The organism is Ignavibacteriota bacterium (assembly GCA_016707525.1).
In the GTDB taxonomy this organism is placed as follows: domain Bacteria; phylum Bacteroidota; class Ignavibacteria; order UBA10030; family UBA6906; genus JAGDMK01.
In genome coordinates this window covers 186,389-203,721 of sequence record JADJHP010000010.1, presented here as the reverse complement: position 1 = coordinate 203,721, position 17,333 = coordinate 186,389, and the positions used below count along the sequence as shown (strand labels likewise).

17 protein-coding genes and 3 pseudogenes are annotated in these 17,333 nt (G+C 60.2%); 7 read left to right on the top strand and 13 right to left on the bottom strand.

Annotated elements, in window-relative coordinates; translation table 11 throughout:
* The first annotated feature begins 181 nt into the window (after positions 1 to 181).
* The gene (gene rpsT, locus IPI01_16390) at positions 182 to 436 is read left to right on the top strand and encodes a 30S ribosomal protein S20 (protein MBK7259346.1); all 255 of its coding nucleotides are present in this window, start codon (positions 182 to 184) and stop codon (positions 434 to 436) included.
* Here the strand turns inward: rpsT and IPI01_16385 are convergent.
* The 6 genes and pseudogenes from IPI01_16385 to miaB form a co-directional block, all read right to left on the bottom strand.
* Positions 401 to 982, bottom strand: coding sequence for a tetratricopeptide repeat protein (locus tag IPI01_16385; GenBank protein ID MBK7259345.1), 582 nt, complete (start codon positions 980 to 982; stop codon positions 401 to 403). The genes rpsT and IPI01_16385 overlap by 36 nt on opposite strands.
* Position 983: 1 nt before the next feature.
* A pseudogene (locus IPI01_16380) lies at positions 984 to 2,456 on the bottom strand (glycosyltransferase).
* Positions 2,457 to 2,506: 50 nt separating this feature from the next.
* Entirely contained in the window at positions 2,507 to 3,043 is a 537-nt protein-coding gene (locus IPI01_16375; GenBank protein MBK7259344.1) for an LptE family protein, read from the bottom strand.
* Between the two features lie 52 nt (positions 3,044 to 3,095).
* Positions 3,096 to 4,259, bottom strand: coding sequence for a sigma-54-dependent Fis family transcriptional regulator (locus IPI01_16370; protein ID MBK7259343.1), 1,164 nt, complete (start codon positions 4,257 to 4,259; stop codon positions 3,096 to 3,098).
* A 4-nt stretch (positions 4,260 to 4,263) separates the two neighbouring features.
* Positions 4,264 to 5,103 carry an SPOR domain-containing protein gene (locus IPI01_16365; GenBank protein MBK7259342.1) on the bottom strand — a complete coding sequence of 280 codons (840 nt, stop codon included), beginning with the start codon at positions 5,101 to 5,103 and terminating at the stop codon, positions 4,264 to 4,266.
* Positions 5,100 to 6,461 (bottom strand): tRNA (N6-isopentenyl adenosine(37)-C2)-methylthiotransferase MiaB, encoded by a 1,362-nt coding sequence (miaB, locus tag IPI01_16360; GenBank protein MBK7259341.1) that lies wholly within the window; start codon positions 6,459 to 6,461, stop codon positions 5,100 to 5,102. Before miaB ends, IPI01_16365 begins: the two co-directional genes overlap by 4 nt.
* A gap of 231 nt (positions 6,462 to 6,692) precedes the next feature.
* Here miaB and pta point away from each other — a divergent pair, with 231 nt between their 5' ends.
* Positions 6,693 to 7,679 (top strand): phosphate acetyltransferase, encoded by a 987-nt coding sequence (pta, locus tag IPI01_16355; GenBank protein ID MBK7259340.1) that lies wholly within the window; start codon positions 6,693 to 6,695, stop codon positions 7,677 to 7,679.
* Positions 7,680 to 7,834: 155 nt separating this feature from the next.
* Here pta and IPI01_16350 read toward each other — a convergent pair whose 3' ends face one another.
* The 6 genes and pseudogenes from IPI01_16350 to IPI01_16325 all read right to left on the bottom strand — a co-directional run bounded on the left by IPI01_16350 (position 7,835) and on the right by IPI01_16325 (position 12,640).
* A complete protein-coding gene (locus tag IPI01_16350) occupies positions 7,835 to 8,659 on the bottom strand; it encodes a metal ABC transporter permease (GenBank protein ID MBK7259339.1) in 825 nt (274 codons plus the stop codon).
* Positions 8,646 to 9,421: pseudogene (locus tag IPI01_16345) on the bottom strand (metal ABC transporter ATP-binding protein). Before IPI01_16345 ends, IPI01_16350 begins: the two are co-directional and overlap by 14 nt.
* Positions 9,418 to 10,293 (bottom strand): zinc ABC transporter substrate-binding protein, encoded by an 876-nt coding sequence (locus IPI01_16340; GenBank protein ID MBK7259338.1) that lies wholly within the window; start codon positions 10,291 to 10,293, stop codon positions 9,418 to 9,420. The pseudogene IPI01_16345 and the gene IPI01_16340 overlap by 4 nt, the downstream one beginning before the upstream one ends.
* A gap of 32 nt (positions 10,294 to 10,325) precedes the next feature.
* On the bottom strand, positions 10,326 to 11,462 hold the full coding sequence (locus IPI01_16335; protein MBK7259337.1) for a hypothetical protein: 1,137 nt from the start codon (positions 11,460 to 11,462) through the stop codon (positions 10,326 to 10,328).
* A 53-nt stretch (positions 11,463 to 11,515) separates the two neighbouring features.
* Complete coding sequence (locus IPI01_16330) at positions 11,516 to 11,866, bottom strand: hypothetical protein (protein ID MBK7259336.1); 351 nt, start codon at positions 11,864 to 11,866, stop codon at positions 11,516 to 11,518.
* 45 nt (positions 11,867 to 11,911) lie between these two features.
* Entirely contained in the window at positions 11,912 to 12,640 is a 729-nt protein-coding gene (locus tag IPI01_16325; protein ID MBK7259335.1) for a hypothetical protein, read from the bottom strand.
* Positions 12,641 to 12,917: 277 nt separating this feature from the next.
* Here IPI01_16325 and IPI01_16320 point away from each other — a divergent pair, with 277 nt between their 5' ends.
* From IPI01_16320 to IPI01_16300, 5 genes are all read left to right on the top strand, one after another.
* The gene (locus tag IPI01_16320) at positions 12,918 to 13,814 is read left to right on the top strand and encodes a T9SS type A sorting domain-containing protein (protein MBK7259334.1); all 897 of its coding nucleotides are present in this window, start codon (positions 12,918 to 12,920) and stop codon (positions 13,812 to 13,814) included.
* A 25-nt stretch (positions 13,815 to 13,839) separates the two neighbouring features.
* On the top strand, positions 13,840 to 14,166 hold the full coding sequence (locus IPI01_16315; protein MBK7259333.1) for a hypothetical protein: 327 nt from the start codon (positions 13,840 to 13,842) through the stop codon (positions 14,164 to 14,166).
* Positions 14,167 to 14,402: 236 nt separating this feature from the next.
* Positions 14,403 to 15,278 (top strand): SPFH domain-containing protein, encoded by an 876-nt coding sequence (locus IPI01_16310; GenBank protein ID MBK7259332.1) that lies wholly within the window; start codon positions 14,403 to 14,405, stop codon positions 15,276 to 15,278.
* Positions 15,279 to 15,330: 52 nt separating this feature from the next.
* Positions 15,331 to 15,834, top strand: a complete 504-nt coding sequence (locus tag IPI01_16305) for a hypothetical protein (protein ID MBK7259331.1) — start codon at positions 15,331 to 15,333, stop codon at positions 15,832 to 15,834.
* A 23-nt stretch (positions 15,835 to 15,857) separates the two neighbouring features.
* Positions 15,858 to 16,049 (top strand): hypothetical protein, encoded by a 192-nt coding sequence (locus IPI01_16300; protein ID MBK7259330.1) that lies wholly within the window; start codon positions 15,858 to 15,860, stop codon positions 16,047 to 16,049.
* 78 nt (positions 16,050 to 16,127) lie between these two features.
* Here the strand turns inward: IPI01_16300 and IPI01_16295 are convergent.
* Positions 16,128 to 17,289 (bottom strand): annotated as a pseudogene (locus tag IPI01_16295) (anhydro-N-acetylmuramic acid kinase).
* Positions 17,290 to 17,333 lie beyond the last annotated feature (44 nt).

Sequence of the window (17,333 nt, the reverse complement as noted above, 5' to 3'; positions counted from 1 at the left end):
CGCCATTCTATGGCGTGTTCCGGGCAATTTTGCCCCGGGTCATCGCCCTTTCCGGGTTGGAAATATACCTACACCCTGCCCAAAAGGCAAACGGGCTTTGACTTTCTCCCGCGAATTCATTATTTTTATGCTTCGTAACGATAATCTTGTTGACGTACCTCATTCTTGGAGAAGTGGCCGGATGGCTCAGCACGTATCGGCAGAAAAAAGGGCACGCCAGGCGAAACGCCGCACAGCCCGCAATGCGCAGGCAAAGTCTCGCATTCGCAAGTCCATTAAGCGCGTCAGCACCACGACCGACAAGGCAAAGGCCGTGGTCGAACTGACCAAGACGGTGAAGCTGCTCGATCAGCTTGCCGCCAAAGGCGTGATCCACAAGAACACCGCCGCGAATCAGAAGTCACGCCTCGCCAAGCTTATCAACACCCTGAAGTAGTCTCTCGAGTTCCGCACGGCGTTCACGATAGCGCCCGGCATCTGCCGGGCGCTGTTGTGCTAATCTGTTGTAGGCCTCAACCGCCTCACGGTACCTTCCCTGGTCCGCGTAGATCTCCGCAAGCGTCGCTGATACGATAGGAAGAGCTCCGTCCGTCCCGCTCTCCCCGGACGCGCCCTGATCCTCCTGCATCGATGGCGATGGCGTGTGCCCCTGCGCCCCGGCATCCGGACGGACCTTCACGTGCGGCAACTGCCGCAGCATGAAATCCACGCTGCTCTCCGCCCCTTCCTGCGGTTGCACGACGGCCCCGATACCGGACAGGCCCGGCAGTATCCGCCGGGCCTGTGCAAATTGTTGTTCCGCATCCTGCGCTTTGCCCAACCGCTCGTAACACCGTCCCAACAACACGTGTGCCGTCGCATACGCCGGGAACTGCTTCATCCCGGCCAGCAGCACACTCAGGGCCGCGGGCACATCGCCGCGGTCAAGCAATCCCGCTGCGCGCTCCGCGAAGCGGGCCTCGATGTCCGTTCCACCGGCCACGTTACCCTTCGGCGCGCACACGGCGTGCGAGGAAAGCGTGCTTCAGGGACATCCCCGACACGAAGGCGAAGCCGAGGAAGAACATCAACTGGAACGGCACTGCCGCGATCTCGAGGAAGTAGATCGATGCGACCACGCCGATCAGGCAGTAGGCCGCAAGGAAGAGCTCCAGCACCACCGTGCCGCTGATCTTCACGGGGCTATAGCTCTTGTCGCGCCAGGTGTCCTTCTTGTTCTGGATGGAGTACTTCGGCGTGCGCACGAATTCGCTCTTCCGCTTGAAGAGCCCTTCGAGCACCGCGCGGCTGTTATTCACCGCGAAGCCCATACTCCCCGCCATGAACACGGGGAAGAGGAAGATACGCTTCCGCCAATCGGCGTACACGTCCTTCTGCGAGAACAGATAGAAGAGGAACGAGCCGATGAAGGCGAACACGAACACCGACATGAACGTGAAGTAGGCGTTGTGCGCGCCCGCATGCTTGATGAACACGAGCGGCACGTTCAGCACACCGGCCAGCACGATGAACGGGAAGACCAGGTTGTTCGTGAGGTGGAACGTCGCGTGCACCTTGATCTTCAGCGGCAGATCGGAGCGCCACACCGTGGGGAGCATCTAGCGCGCGGTCTCGATCGCACCCTTGGTCCAACGGAACTGCTGCGACTTGAGGGCATTGATCTCGGACGGCAGTTCCGCCGGCGAGGTGACGTTGTTGAGGTACTTGAACTTCCAGCCGCGGAGCTGCGCACGGTAGCTCAGGTCGAGATCCTCGGTCAGCGTATCGGCCTGCCAGTTGCCTGCGTCGAGGATGCATTCTTTCCTCCACACGCCGGCGGTACCGTTGAAGTTGATGAAGAAGCCGACCTTGTTCCGCACGGCCTGCTCGATGACGAAGTGGCCGTCGAGTGCCATCGCCTGCGTACGGGTGAGGATCGAGTAATCCGAGTTGATGTGCTCCCAGCGCGTCTGCACCATGCCGATCTTGGGATCGGTGGCGAAGTACGGCAGCGTCTTGAGCAGGAAGTCCTGCCGCGGCACGAAATCCGCATCGAAGATCGCCACATATTCGCCGCGGGCGCTGACAAGCCCCTCCTTGAGCGCACCGGCCTTGAAGCCCTGCCGGTTGGTGCGGCGTACCTGCTTGATGTCGTACCCGAGCTTGCGGTAGCGTTCCACGTGCTGGGCCACGACCTCCACGGTCTCGTCCGTGGAATCATCGAGCACCTGGATCTCCAGTTTGTCCTTCGGATAGATCATGGCACACGCGGCGTCGATCAGGCGCCCGACCACGTACACCTCGTTGAAGACCGGGAGCTGTACGGTCACGACCGGATAGGTCTCGAGCGTGCCGGCGGATGGCTGTTTCCGGGACTTGAACTTCAGGTAATAATAGATCATGACGAAGCCATGCGACCCGAAGATAAAGAGGATCGTGAGTGCGGTGATGTACGAAAAGAGGATGATCTCTTCCATGGTGGGTTTTGAGGGGCTACCTTAGATTGTGATCGATAAGGACACGATGATTACCAGCCAGACACTGTTTCCAGCAGCACATCTTCTGTGATCTTGCGGATCGCTTCCTGCAATCCCGACTTCCGCTGCGAGATCCCGCCTCCCGAATCATAGTCACCCCAGTTGGCGAAGGTCTTTTCCCAGACCTTCTTCCGGAGCTTCATGTCCTGGAACGTGAACCGCACCGTCATGGTCACCCGCCTCTTACTCACCTGTTCGCCCTGTTGGACGACCGATGGCGCATCGGACACAGTTACGATGGCGCCGCTCAGGATCGCATCGGCCGTGTTCCGGTCCGCGATCTGCAGGCTGTTGTCACTGATGAACTGATCCGTGAGCAGGCGCGTGAAATCCTCGCGCAGCCCCGGCTCACCGAACCCCGACTGGTCATCGACCAGCGGGATCGCCACGGTCTTGAGATGCGACGGGACCGAAGCGCCGGTGAAGGAGTAGCAGGAACCAAGAACGAAGGAACCCAGCAAGAGGAAGCCCACGAGCATAACGCCCGCGCCTCTCTCGATCCTTTGTCCCGATATCCAGCGCTTCATCCTGATGTCTTTCACTAAGAATTAAGAACTAAGAATTCTTAGTTCTAAATTCTTAACCTTTGGCGTCCAAGCCATACTCTTTGATCTTCCGGTACAGCGTCCGCTCGCTGATCTTCAGCGCCCGCGCCGCCACACGGCGGTTGCCGTTGTAACGCTCCAGCGCCTCTTCGATCAGCTTCCGCTCCATCATATCCAGCGACAGATTGGCGGGGTCCGCCTGTCCCTGCGTGGACGGCGGTTCGGACACGTAGGCGTGCGTGGCCTCGGCATTCTGAATGTGCTCGGTGAGGATGCTCTTGAGCTCCAGCAACCCGCCCTTGATGTCCAGCAGCGCACGCAGGATCAGCTCACGCTCCGCCTGCTCAACACTCTTGCCCAACGGGATCGGGAGGTTGCGGTCCGATTGCCCCGCCGCACGATAGTCCTTCAGATACTTCCGCACATCCTCGGCTTCCAGGAACCGCCCGTTCTCCAGCACCAGCATGCTCTCCACCACGTTGCGCAGCTCGCGCACATTCCCCGGCCAGTGGTAGGCCTGCAACAGGCTGAGCGCGGCCGGACTGATGCCGGCGAACGGGATCGAATTCCGGCGCGACACATCGCTCGCAAAGTGCTGGAGCAGCAGGGGGATGTCCTCGACCCGGTTGCGCAGGGGCGGGATCGCAATGTTCACCGACCGCAAACGATAGAACAGATCGGCGCGGAAATTCCCGGCCTGGACCTCATGTTCAAGATTCTTGTTCGTGGCAGCCACGACGCGCACATCCACGTGGCGCATCGCGGACGATCCGACGCGCTGGAACTCGCCGTTCTCCAGGATGCGGAGGAACTTCACCTGTGCCGCGAGCGGAAGTTCGCCGACCTCATCCAGAAAGATCGTGCCGCCATCCGCCAGTTCGAAGTACCCCTTCCGCTGCTCGGACGCGCCGGTGAAGGAACCGCGCTCATGCCCGAACAACTCACTCTCGATGATCCCCTCCGGGATCGCACCGCAGTTCACCGTGACCATCGGTTTGCGGGAGCGTGTGCTCGCACCGTAGATGGCCTTGGCGATCACTTCCTTGCCCGACCCGCTCTCACCGGTGATGAGCACGGTGATGTCGGTCGGCGCCACCTGCTCGATGACCTCAACGATCTTCCGCATCTCGACGGAGGTGCCGAGGATGCCATACTCCTCCTGGAAGCGGTCGGCCGGTATGTGGACGGCGTTCTCCATCGGCCTAGCGGGACACCACCATGGCACTCACGCCTGTCTTCCGTTTGAGTTGCGCCGCCGCGGCCTTCGCTTCGTCATAGGTACCGTAGCTCCCCACCATCACGATGAAGAGCGACTTCGTGTCGCGCACCTTGCTGATCATCTCCGCCGTGTACCCGAGGCCTTCGTACTTGTTCTTTGCGGTGACGGCATTGGCGTGCACCGTGAACGCTCCCACCTGCAGCGAGAAGCGGACGGGGATGGCCGTATCCGTTCCCGATGGCGCCGGGTCCTGTGCGGCCGGCTCGTTCTTGGTCTCCACGGGGCGCACCTGATCCGCCGGGGGCGGCAGGCCGGCCTTCGGGAGTTCGGTCGGTGTCTCCGCGGGTTTCGTTTCTGCGGGTACGGTCTCCGCGGGCGTCACATCCGCGGGCCTTGTGGACGCCGGTTCCGGCGCATCGGTCTGCGCCTGCGGCTGTGCCGAGGCATACTGCGACGAAGGGTACTCTGCTTTCAATTGACCCATTTTCAGATCAGCGGTACGGTACAACCCGAGCGCGTAATAGAACTGATACACCTTGAAGAGCGCGTCATCCGCCCACTCGCTCTTCGGGAAGTTGTCCACAATGCTCTGGTATGTGCGCACGGCATCCGCACCCTCGCGGGTCAGCAACGCCTGCAGATACAGCACGCCGGGATCATTCGGATGGTCGGTGAGAAGGGTGGAAAGTTGTTCGCGGACCTCATCGGCCGCCCCGGCATTCACACGCGCCACCAGGGCGCGGATGTCGGGCGTACCACTCTGCCCGACGGCAGAGAGAACGAGGAGGGGGAGCAGGAGCAGCGTCATCAACGATCGTTTCATGCGGCTTCACCTTCTGTGTGCTTGTCCGCCCTCGCCGGTTCCCCGAACAACGTGGCGGCATTCGCGCGTTCTATCCTGCAATCGACGAGATCTCCCTCATGCAGGTCCCGTCTCGGAAAGATCACCGTCTTGTTCGTGTCGGTGCGGCCCATGAACTCCGCATCCGATTTCTTGCTCGGCCCTTCCACGAGCACCGCTTCCACGGTGCCGATGAGCCGCTTGTTCAATTCCGTGGAGATCACATGCTGAAGCCCGACGATCTCCGTCACGCGCGCACTCTTCTCTTCCGCGGGAACGCTGTCGCCCATCTCCCACGCCTTCGTCCGCTCGCGCGCGGAGTACATGAAGGTGTACGCGCCGTCGTACCGCACCTCGCGCATCAGGTCCATCGTCATCCTGTGCTCTTCCGCTGTTTCGGTCGGAAAGCCGGAGATGATGTCCGTCGAGAGACTCACACCGGGAATGGTGTTCCGGATCTTCTCCACCAGTCGCAGGTATTGCGATGCGGTATACGTCCGGTTCATCAGCGCCAGCACCCTGTCGGACCCGGACTGCACCGGCAGATGGATGTATTTGCAGATATTGTCGGTGGAGGCGATGGCATCGATGAGCGCGTCGGACATGTCCTGCGGATGGGACGTCGTGAAACGTACCCGCATCGTGCGGTCCACCGCGGCAACGGCCTTCATGAGCGCGGCGAAATCGTGCGCGCCGTCCCGGTACGAATTCACGTTCTGTCCGAGCAGCGTGACCTCGCGGAACCCCTTCTCGGCCAGCGCACGGACCTCGTCCACGATGCTGGTGAAGGAGCGGCTCCGTTCGCGCCCCCTGGTGAACGGCACGACGCAGAAGGTGCAGAACTTGTCGCATCCGCGCATCACGGAGAGCCAGGCACTGATGCCTTCGGTCCGGAGCGGTTCGATATCGTCGTAGGTCTCGACCCGGGAGAGCCGGACCGCGATGCCCTTTTCGCCTCCGAACGCGCCGTCGAGAAGCGCCGGAAGCTTGCGGTACTCGTCCGGCCCCACGATGAGGTCCACCAGGCGCTCTTCCTCGATGAACTGTTCACGCAGCCGTTCAGCCATGCAGCCGAGCACCCCGACCACAAGATGCGGACGGGTGCGCTTTTGCGCGTTGATCAGCCCCAGACGCCCCCTGATACGCTGCTCCGCATTATCGCGGATGGCACACGTGTTCAGCAGGACGACGTCTGCGTCTGACATCTCGCCGGTGAATGTATAGCCACGGGAATTCAGGATACCGCCGACGAGCTCGCTGTCGGCCACGTTCATCTGACATCCGTAGGTTTCTACATACACGCGACGCGGGGGATCGGAGTGTAGTGTGTTCGAAGTCATATTTGAGGCTGACAAATGTATCCACCCTGTGACATAAAAGCAATTTGGGAAGATTAGAAATTGGTTAAATGTTTTTAATTTGACCTATTTTGGGAGGTTTTTCGCTGAATTCTGTCAATTCGTCAGATGAAGACTTTTTAATAATCGGCGGGCGTGAGGATAAATGCTGATGAATCTTCGTATCTTTTAGGCGCAATTCCCAAATACGCCGACTTTTCGACTGAATGAGTCATGACACCCAGCAATCTTATCCTCGAGATCCACGCGAAAGCAAAAAATCTCGGAAAAACGATCGTTTTGCCCGATGCAACGGATGAACGGGCCATCCAGGCAGCACGGATCCTGAAAGATCAGAAGATCGCCAACCCTATCCTCGTGGGGGACGCGAAGGCCATTGAAGCGGGGATGAAGAAGACGGGGACGCTGCCGGACGGGTTGACCGTTGTGGATCCGAAGACTTCGGACCGGCTCGACGATTTCGCCGGTATCCTGTACAACCTCCGGAAAGCGAAGGGGCTCGACCTCCCCGGCGCGAAGGCGCTCCTGCAGCAGCCACTCTACTTCGGTGCCATGATGGTACGTGAAGGGCTTGCCAGCGGCAGCGTGGCCGGCTCACTCTCCACCACCGGCGATGTGCTCCGTGCAGGCATCCAGGTGATCGGACTCGCGGACAATATCACCGTGGTGTCCAGCTTCTTCCTGATGGTATTCCCGCACCAGGCGTATTCCTTCGCGGACAGCGCCGTGGTGCCCGATCCGACGTTCGAGCAGTTGGCGGACATCGCGATCTCCACGGCCGACAATCACCGCCGGCTCACCGGCGAGGTGCCGCGCGTGGCAATGCTTTCGTTCTCCACCAAGGGGAGCGCAAGCCACCCGCTCGTGGAAAAGGTGCAGAAGGCGACGGCGCTGGTGAAGAGCAAGCGCCCCGATCTGTGCGTGGACGGCGAGGTGCAGCTCGACACCGCCATCGTGCCGAAGGTGGCAGCGTCCAAGGCCCCGGGCAGCCCGCTCGAAGGGAAAGCCAACGTGCTCGTCTTCCCCGACCTGAACGCAGGCAACATTGGCTACAAGATGGCGCAGCGTATGGCCGGTGCCGATGCGATCGGGCCGGTCGTGCAGGGCCTTCGCAAGCCGGCATTCGACCTCTCCCGCGGCTGCAGCGTGCAGGACATCGTGGATGTTTCGGCGATCAATGCGGTGGTGGGGGCGGTATAGGATGATGTGGTAGGACCCGTAGGGCCGATGTAAAATACTGTAGGGGATCGTTGCAAAATATTGTAGGGGCCGAGCATGCTCGGCCCCTACATGGCACATGGCCCCTACATGGCCCCTACAATAGTTTCACGGGGCATCTTGCGGTTCACAGCGATCTACCGCCTCACCAAACTCACAAGCCACGCCGCACCCATCACCACCGACGCCACACCGACGATCGCCGGCGACGCCGGGAAATCGAACACGAACGCCAGCACCAACCCCACCACCGGCGCCAGCAACCCTATCAGCACCGACAGCACAAAGATCCCCTTCACACTCCTCGTCAGCAACATCGCGGTCACCGGCGGCACAACCAGGAACCCGAATACGAACAGATCCCCCACCATATGCGTGGCGAACGAGATGACCACGCCCGCGATAAGATAGAAGACCATCTCCCACGCCCGTGCCCGGTACCCCTGCGTCGCCGCCGTCTCTGCATCGAATGTGACAAAGATGAACTCCTTGAAGAAGAGGAGATGCCCCGCCATCGCGAACACGAACGCCCCGGCCATCAGCCAGAACAGTTCCGGCGTCACGAACAGGATGTCCCCCCGCAGCAGGTTCTCGATCTCCGCCGCCTCCACATGCGGTGTCTTCTGCATGATCAGGATACGCGCGGCGACGGACGTGATGAACACCACACCGAGCACGGCATCGCGCGGCGTCTTCTTCTCCGTCAACATCCGCGAGATGATCACCACGGTGATCAGCGTGACGGCCACGGCCCCGACGGTATGCGGGACCGGCACGAACGGCAGGAACGTGAGCGCGAGCCCCAGCACTGATGCCTGCGTGAGCACCGCCCCCAGGAACACGACCCGCTTCGCCACCACATACACGCCGAGGAACGCACAGGAGACGCCGACCAGCACACTGCCATAGAGCGCATACGGAAATTCGCGGAACAGGGTACCGATGATCTCAGCGACGTTCATCGCGACCTCCCACCGTCACCACGGTCCGCCCGCTGATGTGTTCAACATGCATCGGCACCCGGTACAGCGCGGAAAGATTCGCGGGGTGAGCACATCGCCCACCGCGCCCACCTGGAAGAAATCGCGCTCGACCAGTGCGATCTGCTGCGCGAGGTTCGCCACGTCGTCCAACTGGTGACTCACCATGATCACCGTCAGCCTGTCGCGCTCGTGCAATGCATCGATCAGGTCCAGCATGGCGACACGCGACGCGAGGTCCATGCCGTTCGCCGGCTCATCAAGGACCAGCACGTCGGGCTCCGAGGCAAGAGCGCGTGCGATGAGCACACGCTGCTTCTGCCCTCCCGACAGGTCGCGGAAGACGCGGCCCGCGAGCCCTTCCACTCCGACGTGCTCCAGCGATCGCCTCGCCGCCGCACGATCGCTCTCGCCCGGAAGACGAACGGGGCCGGCACTGCGGTAGCGACCCATCATCACCACATCCATCGCCGTGAAGGGCAGAACGGAATCGATCGCATCGCGCTGCGGTACATATCCCCAGCGAATGGGTGAACCATCCACCGTATGGACACTGATGGTGCCTGCTTGTGGCTTCAGCGTGCCGAGGATGGCGCGGAGAAGTGTCGTTTTCCCTGCGCCGTTCGGGCCCACCACGCCGAAGAACTCTCCCTGACGTATCGCGAGTGACACGTCCGTCAGGATCACCTTCCGCCCGTAGCCGAGGCGGACCCCGTCAAAGCGGATGATCTCCTGATCGTTCACCGGAGACCCCCCGTCAGGGTCGCGATGTTCTGGTCCATCAGGGAGATGTAGTCCTTCGCCCCGTCGACGCCACCGACCGACGTCGCAAGGCGGATCACCTTGATGCCGGTGGACCGCGCGATCTGGTCCGGTGCGCTCAGGTCGTAGAACGGTTCGACGATGATGACCTTGATGCCGGACTGCCGCACGAGGGAGATCAGTTCCGCCGTGTGCGCTGGACTCGGTGCGATGCCGGGCTTCGGCTCCACCTGGCCGGCCACATGCAACCCGAGCCAGCCCACGAAGTACGTCCAACTCTTGTGGAACGTAACAACCTTTGCTCCGGCGAACGGCTTCATGGCCGCAGACCACTGGGCGATCTTGCCGTCCAGGGTCTTCAGATAGGCATCGGCATTCGCACGGAAGTACTTCTCGTCGGCGGGCGCCACCCGCGACAGAGCGCCGACGATATCGTCGACCATGACGCGGACGTTCCGCGGGTCCAGCCAGTAGTGCGGATTGCCGTACCTGTGCACGTCACCTTCGCTGGCGTCCAGTTTCGCAGGGATCTCCAGCTTCGTGATGTGTTTCGACAGATCAACGACCTCGATCTTCGTGTTCCGCGATCCATCGATGATCTGCGGTGCCCACATCTCGAGGTCCATGCCGATCATGAAGAAGAGGTCGGCGGACTTGAGCTTCATCATGTAGCTCGGCTTCACCTCGACGAAATGCGGGTTCTGGTCGCCGCGGACGATGTTGTCCACCGTGACCCGGTCGCCGCCCACCTGCCGCGTGAGATCGGCAAGGTCCGGCAGCGTTGTGACGACCTTCACGGCCGCCTGTGCGAGTCCCATGCACAGCACAAGAACAAGAATAAGAAGATGTTTCATGGCAGACATTCCCTGTCAGGATGAGAAGTTCGTTAGAATGGATGTGCCTTGTGCGGGCCGAGGGAGAAGAGGGCCTGCAGCGTTATCGTATTCACCGACTGCGTTGCGCCCGGGAGTTCGGTCTTCACATGCTGGTACTCCAGCCGGAGTCCGAGCGTTTCCTCGACGGGATAGTACCCGAAGAAGAGAGCGGCGCCCTGCGCCCTGTCCTCTGCGCTGTAGGGCGATTCGGTCCAGTCGAACCGCGCGCCGACGCTGTACAGCTTCATGAATTGATAGTCGGCAAAGAGATACATGCCGGACGTGCCGATGGAGCGGCGCTGCGGATCACCGTTCGCGTCCACGAACTGATTCAGGTCCCGGTCCTGCGAGGCGTCGCGCGTGTTATGGAGATACTCCCCCTGGACCACCAGCGAGGTGTACGCATCGGGACGGTACTTGTATTTGAAGTCGAGGTTGGTGTACCAGAACCGTTCGCGGTTGTATGGGTCATGGATGCCGGTGTAGCCGCTGAGGCCGACCTCCAGATCACTGTTCTCGCCGAGCGGAAAGAACCCCATCACCCGTACCGAGGTGGCATAGTACGGACTGCTGCCCGTCGTGTCCTCCATCCCGACCGCCTCACCGATCGATGACCCACGGAGCAGGTCGACGGTGAGTGTAGAGTAGATGTCCCCGGTGGGAAGCAGGAGGCTCGCGGAAATACCAAGGTCGTTCAGCCCCTCCTCGCCAAAGAACCGCTCCTGCGACAACGGCTGCGAGACGAACGGCCAGGCGTGCGGATGCATGAGATTGAGTTTGCCGTAGTCCACACGGTACTTGCCGAGCTTCAGGTTCAGGTCGAGCGGCAACCCCCGCAATACCGTCACGTACACTTCCTCCAACCCGAGCGTGGCCCCCTCGATATCCGGCCCCGGCAGTGCAAGCATCACATTCGCCTTCGCGAAGGGATTGAGATACGCCTGGATGGCGATCTCGAGTTCCTGAAAGCTCAGCTCCGGACGGCTGAACACACGCCGCCCTTCCGCCAGCTTCTCTCCATCGTTGGTCTGAAGAAGGAATGCGGGAATGACGCTGATATCAGGGTTGATGGACTGGGAATGGCCTGTGGCTGCAATAAAAAAGAGCAGCACACATGCGCTGGACAGCAATGATGCATGTCGAAGCATGGGATCCTCCAGAAGTGCACTTCAAAGACCACAGTGAAGTAACGGACCGTCGTTTATGCGACGGCTGGAGGTCCACGCTTGTCAGGGAGAAGAACGGACGCAGGATGCGGCCGTGCCGTACGAACATCATGGAGGGCATCGGCAAAGGCATCGATCCGCGCGGCGACCACCCATTCCACCGGGAGGGATTCCCGCTGGCTTGTCTGCCAGCAGATCTCGCATCCGTGGAAGGACTCGAGGGGGATATGATGCTCAACGCTGCCGCAGGTGTGCGCGCTGATCCTCTCGTCGGGCGTCAGCCGGATCGAGATGTCGTGGTGATGAACCAACGCAACGGCACCGGCCAGTACATACGTGCCGAGGAACAGGATGGCGGCGCAGCGCTGTGCTGTGCGCGTCAGCAATATCGATATGTGTCCGGGAGTGCTCAATGAGCTAGAAATGTACTATTATTTCGGCCAACTTCCCAGGGCGAGCGCCGTGCCCGCTGCATTGTAAGATGTCCAGGTTCCGTTGCCCGCCCCATCCCACTCGCTTTTGTACGCCAATGAAAACAGCGGGAAGCTCAGGAATTGACGGAGCTCCACGGTGCCGCTTCCATCGGCCTTGCTTATCACGGTGACGGTATGGCCGGTCGGTGTCTGCATGAAGTGTCTGTTGACCGCGGAAATGGTGCCGAGTGTGTCCGTGGTGAAACTCATGACATCTTCCTGAAACGTTACGGCCGGATCATCCGAGTACTTGATCCACGAACCTGACCGTCCATTGGCTCCATTGGTGCCGGAAGCATACAACCAATTATTGTACTTGAAGCTCCCGATCGTCCCGAAGAAGTACAGGGTCCATGTCGATGATCCATCGCTGTTCTTCGTCTGCGTCAGGGTCTCGCGTACGGTCCCGGTATAGTACTCCCATGTCGTAACATTCCCGACGGTCGTTCCCGCCATCGTCGCGAACGGTGCTGCCCAGGTTGCTTTCAAGAGGCCGTTCATCAGATCGAGCTGACCCGTGGTCTTCACGGCATTCGCATCGGTGGTGTTCTTGATCGGGTTCCGGAGTGAAGCACTCAGGACGGGTGAGGTCAGTGCGGGGGCTGGATCAACCGGGTTGGAGTCGTCTTTCTTGCACCCCGAGACGGCGACGAAGAGCGCGACAGCCATGAAAACTGCGTTTCTCAAGGGCTACCTCCAGTAAGTGAACACCAGAGGCATTCTCCCCCTAGCCCAATTCTAAACCGGACTTGATCGTCGATAGTTCCTCGTCGAAGCGGAGCATCGTGCTCCAGCAGAAGCCGGGGGGAACAAACCTCCGATCCTTGCCTGTTCCTTTATAGAGAGAGCGAACACGAATTTCTCAAAAATCACGATAGGCCGCGCGTCGGTCTGCTCTGTTCTGTTCTGCTTCAGAAAGCGGACCTGGCCCTTTTCACCGCGTTTTCTCATACCTGGAGGACTTATGAAGCGAGTGCTTGGTACAGCTTTGGTCGTATTTTTGCTTACATCATTTCACGATCTTGCGCTTGCGCAGATCCCGAACCCGGGGTTCGAGAGCTGGACGGGGACCGCGGGAAGTGAGGTTCCTACCGGGTGGGTGACCAGCAATATCCCGGGTTTTGCCGTGCCGATCACAAAATCCCCAACCGCTCATTCGGGCTCCCTCGCGTTGCAGGGGAATGTTGTGAACATTCCCGGACTCGGCCTCTACCCCCCATATTTCTGGGCACACTTCCCCTACACCCAGCGCCCTGGCGCCCTGACGGGATATTACAAGCTCACGTCGGTGTCGAAGGACTCGTTGACCATGTTTGCCTTACTCTACAAGCAGTCCCTTTCGATCCTCATCGCGTCTGGCGAATTCGGATCGACGACCAACCTCGCGGCGTTCACAAAATTCAGCATCCCTCTTGATTACTTCAGTCCGGACACACCGGATTCTGTCTGGTTCGAAGTGGTCCTTCAGTACGGGCTGGACGATACATTGCACCTGGGGACGACATACGTCATTGATGATCTGGCCTTTGAGGGAAGCGCTACCGGTGTTGAGCATTCCCAGGAGAAACCGTCCAACTTCGCTCTCGAACAGAATTATCCAAATCCCTTCAACCCCGAAACGGCGATCCGCTACGATCTGCCCGAAGCCTCAACGGTGCGCCTGCTGGTGTTCAATCCACTCGGACAGGAAGTCGCGACACTGGTGAACGAGCAGGAACCAGCCGGCTCATACCAGGTGAAATTCAACGCAAGCACCGTGCCTTCCGGAATGTACTTCTACAGACTCGAAGCAGTTCCTCTTTCGACCGGCGAGGCCAGATCGAGCTTTGTTCAGACCCGGAGGCTTGTGGTCCTCAGGTAGCCAATAGACGTTGTGGGGGCGGTGCATGCACCGCCCCTACACCCGTGGCGGCACCCTGCATCGCATTGCCCGCCCCTACACCAGTGGCGGCACCCTGCATCGCATTGCCCGCCCCTACACCAGTGGCGGCACCCTGCATCGCATTGCGCGCCCCCATCACCGTGGCGGCACCCTGCATCGCATTGCCCGCCCCTACACCAGTGGCGGCACCCTGCATCGTATTGCCCGCCCCTACACCAGTGGCGGCACCCTGCATCGCATTGCGCGCCCCTACACCCGTGGCGGCACCCTGCATCGCATTGCCTGCCCCCATCACCGCGGCGGCACCCTGCATGGCACTGCACACCTATGACGCTCGTGCGGCGCCACGACGGCGCCCGTACACCCCCGCAACATCCCCGCAAGATCGTCTCCCTTCCTACCGCGTTGCGACTCTCCGCTCGCATGACCGGCGAAAATTCCTCAAAATGGAGCCAATTTTGCATTTTCAGGGAAATTTCATTCGTACCCCCTTCATCGTGCAACTTTTTGCTTGACAATACGATATTAAAGTGATATCATTGCAATATCACTTGAAAGGGGTTCGTAATGCAGACCATCGTCGAAAAAACCGCAAAAAAACTGAACGGCTATGTGATGCTGTTCTTCATCCTCTCATTGACCGTTTTCAACATCTACTGGCTGGTAGTGATGATCCAGTTGAAACAGCCTGGGATGCTCATTGGCTTCATCCCGTCAGTTCTGGTGAATCTCATCGCCCTCAGCGGCTTCTTCATTGTGCAGCCGAACGAAGCACGCGTCCTGGTGATGTTCGGCAAGTATGTGGGATCGGTCCGCGATGCGGGATTCTTCTTCGCGAATCCTTTCGTGACGAAGAAGCACGTCTCCCTGCGCATCCACAACTTCAACAGCGAGCGGATCAAAGTGAACGACCTTCATGGCAATCCGATCGAGATCGGCGCCGTGGTCGTCTACCGCGTCGTGGATTCCGCCCGCGCACTGTTCGATGTCGAGAACTACGAGCAGTTCGTGGCGATCCAGAGCGAAACGGCGATACGCGCACTGGCCTCGGAATACGCGTACGACTCCCACGAGGATGACAAGGCGTCGCTGCGCGGCAACCCGACGGAGATCGCCGAAGCGTTGACGAAACAGGTGCAGTCACGATTGCAGGTGGCAGGGGTGGAGATCATCGAAGCCCGGATCAGCCATCTTGCCTATGCGCAGGAGATCGCGCAGACCATGCTCCGCCGTCAGCAGGCACAGGCGATCATCGCAGCGCGGAAGAAGATCGTGGAAGGTGCCGTGGGCATGGTGCAGGATGCGCTCCGGATGCTTTCCGAACAACACATCGTGACCCTGGATGAGGACAAGAAAGCCACCATGGTGAACAACCTGATGGTCGCCCTCGTCTCCGACCACGAAGTGCAGCCCGTCATCAATACGGGAACACTCTATCAATGACCATGCGGATGTCACGCACCCCCCCGGGTGCGTGACATCCCTTGTCTCCCCCATGAAAACACTCTCTCAATACAAGAACGACGCCCTGCGGCTCGAACAGCCTTCCGTCTGGAATCGCATCTATCACCTGCGTGCCGGCGATGACATCATCTGTACGATGACGCAACCACACTTCTTCAGAACTGAGGTCGTGATCGAAGGGTTCGGCCAGACATGGGAGATGGACAGGCCGCGCTTCTGGCGATCGACGCTGGAGATCAAGAAACAGGGGCAGCATCTCCCGTTCGCTACATTCGTCTGCGGCAAGTGGGGGAAAGGCGGGACGTTCGCGATGCCGAACGGAGAGAAGATCGAGTTCGTCCAGAACCCATGGAAGTCCGTGAATGAGCTCCACTCGCCTCAGAAGGTGCATCTTGTGTCATTGAAGCGCACGGCCTGGTGGAAGAGCAGCCTGAACGTGATGATCGAACATGGATCCGACCTGTTGGACAGGAACCCGTGGATCGTCATGGTGGCGTATCATCTGATCCTGGAACGCCAGCGGCAAACATCGTAGGCAATGGCGACGGAAATGCGATCATGAGCGAAAAGAAGAAATTCCTGCTCCGGCTGGATGCCGATGTGTACAACGCATTGGAAAAGTGGGCGGCCGACGATCTGCGCAGCGCCAACGCGCAGATCGAGTTCCTGCTGAAGGACTGCGTCCGCAACGCCGGGCGACTGAACGCGCCGCCTCCGCCTTCCATCGATCCACACGACGAAGCACGATAGAGCACTTTTCACGCCATGACGCAGATCTTGGTTTGAAGTCAACACGCGACTCAGCCTCGTGAATACCGGCCCCGGGCTTCACCTCCCCCGGGGCCTCGCCACCACGCCCAACACCACCGGCCGCTGTGCACCCGTCACCCGCGGGAGGTTCGCCGGGACTCCAAGGATCGTTTCATGGGCAAGGATCGCGAAACAGATCGCCTCCTTGGCATCCGCACTCATGCCCACCGCATCCGCCGTGCTCACCCGGGCATCGCAGAAGAGTCCGTTCAATGCATCCATGAAGAATGCATTCTTCGCTCCCCCGCCGCTCACAATGAGCTCGTCCACCACTGACTTCTTCTGCACAAACCGGCAATACGCATCATACACAGAGAGCGGTGTGAAGAGTGCCGCCGTATGAATGATGTCCTCGTGCGCCGCACCCTTCGCACGGCGGAGCACCTCCGTCAGGAACTGCTCATTATAGAGTTCTCTCCCGGTCGATCTCGGCGGACGCACGCGGAGATACGGATGCGCAAGGAGCCATTGCAGCAGCGCCGGCAGCGGACGGCCGGATGCAGCGACCTTCCCCCCGCGGTCGTAGCGCCGCCCGTACAACCGCTTCATCAAACCATCCACGATCATGTTCCCGGGTCCGGTATCAAACGCCACAACGCCTTCCGGTGCGCACCCGCAGGCAACACGGTGATGTTGGCGATCCGCCGATGTTGAGCAGAAGCCGCGACGCGTGCGCGGAGCGGAACACGAGCCAGTCGAAGTACGGCACAAGCGGGGCCCCCTGCCCCCCGACGGCCATATCAGCGGATCGGAAGTTGCCCACCGTCGTGATACCCGTGAGCGTGGCAAGCGCAGAGACATCCCCCAACTGCAGCGTGGCACGCACATCCTTCCCCGCGATGCGTACGCGCCCCGGAAGGTGATGCACGGTCTGTCCGTGGCACCCGATCAGATCGATCCGGTCCAACGGGATGCGGGCCTTGCGCGCGACCGCCTTCACGGCGTCCGCATATAAATGAGCGAGGAGCATGTTCAGCCGCGTCATCTCGTCGATCCGCGCAGTGGCCGGCAGACTGTTCCGCAGGATCATGGCCCGCACCGCGGCCGGGAACGGCCGCTCCAGATAGGCCACCTGCTCGAACCGGGTGTGCTCTCCCGTCCCCCACACCCGCAGCAGGACGGCATCGATCCCATCCAGTGATGTCCCGGACATCATCCCCACAACCGTCTTCGCTTTCATTGGCAATCCTCGATCTTCAATCTTCCATCCTCAATTTCTATCCC

Excerpts from the sequence above, each read along its gene's own strand:
- pta (MBK7259340.1), top strand. The coding sequence starts at position 6,693 with ATGACACCCAGCAATCTTATCCTCGAGATCCACGCGAAAGCAAAAAAT.
- IPI01_16350 (MBK7259339.1), bottom strand. The coding sequence starts at position 8,659 with ATGAACGTCGCTGAGATCATCGGTACCCTGTTCCGCGAATTTCCGTAT.
- IPI01_16375 (MBK7259344.1), bottom strand. The coding sequence starts at position 3,043 with ATGAAGCGCTGGATATCGGGACAAAGGATCGAGAGAGGCGCGGGCGTT.
- IPI01_16320 (MBK7259334.1), top strand. The coding sequence starts at position 12,918 with ATGAAGCGAGTGCTTGGTACAGCTTTGGTCGTATTTTTGCTTACATCA.
- IPI01_16310 (MBK7259332.1), top strand. The coding sequence starts at position 14,403 with ATGCAGACCATCGTCGAAAAAACCGCAAAAAAACTGAACGGCTATGTG.
- IPI01_16335 (MBK7259337.1), bottom strand. The coding sequence starts at position 11,462 with ATGCTTCGACATGCATCATTGCTGTCCAGCGCATGTGTGCTGCTCTTT.
- IPI01_16365 (MBK7259342.1), bottom strand. The coding sequence starts at position 5,103 with ATGAAACGATCGTTGATGACGCTGCTCCTGCTCCCCCTCCTCGTTCTC.
- IPI01_16305 (MBK7259331.1), top strand. The coding sequence starts at position 15,331 with ATGAAAACACTCTCTCAATACAAGAACGACGCCCTGCGGCTCGAACAG.
- rpsT (MBK7259346.1), top strand. The coding sequence starts at position 182 with ATGGCTCAGCACGTATCGGCAGAAAAAAGGGCACGCCAGGCGAAACGC.
- IPI01_16315 (MBK7259333.1), top strand. The coding sequence starts at position 13,840 with ATGCACCGCCCCTACACCCGTGGCGGCACCCTGCATCGCATTGCCCGC.
- miaB (MBK7259341.1), bottom strand. The coding sequence starts at position 6,461 with ATGACTTCGAACACACTACACTCCGATCCCCCGCGTCGCGTGTATGTA.
- IPI01_16340 (MBK7259338.1), bottom strand. The coding sequence starts at position 10,293 with ATGAAACATCTTCTTATTCTTGTTCTTGTGCTGTGCATGGGACTCGCA.
- IPI01_16300 (MBK7259330.1), top strand. The coding sequence starts at position 15,858 with ATGAGCGAAAAGAAGAAATTCCTGCTCCGGCTGGATGCCGATGTGTAC.
- IPI01_16370 (MBK7259343.1), bottom strand. The coding sequence starts at position 4,259 with ATGGAGAACGCCGTCCACATACCGGCCGACCGCTTCCAGGAGGAGTAT.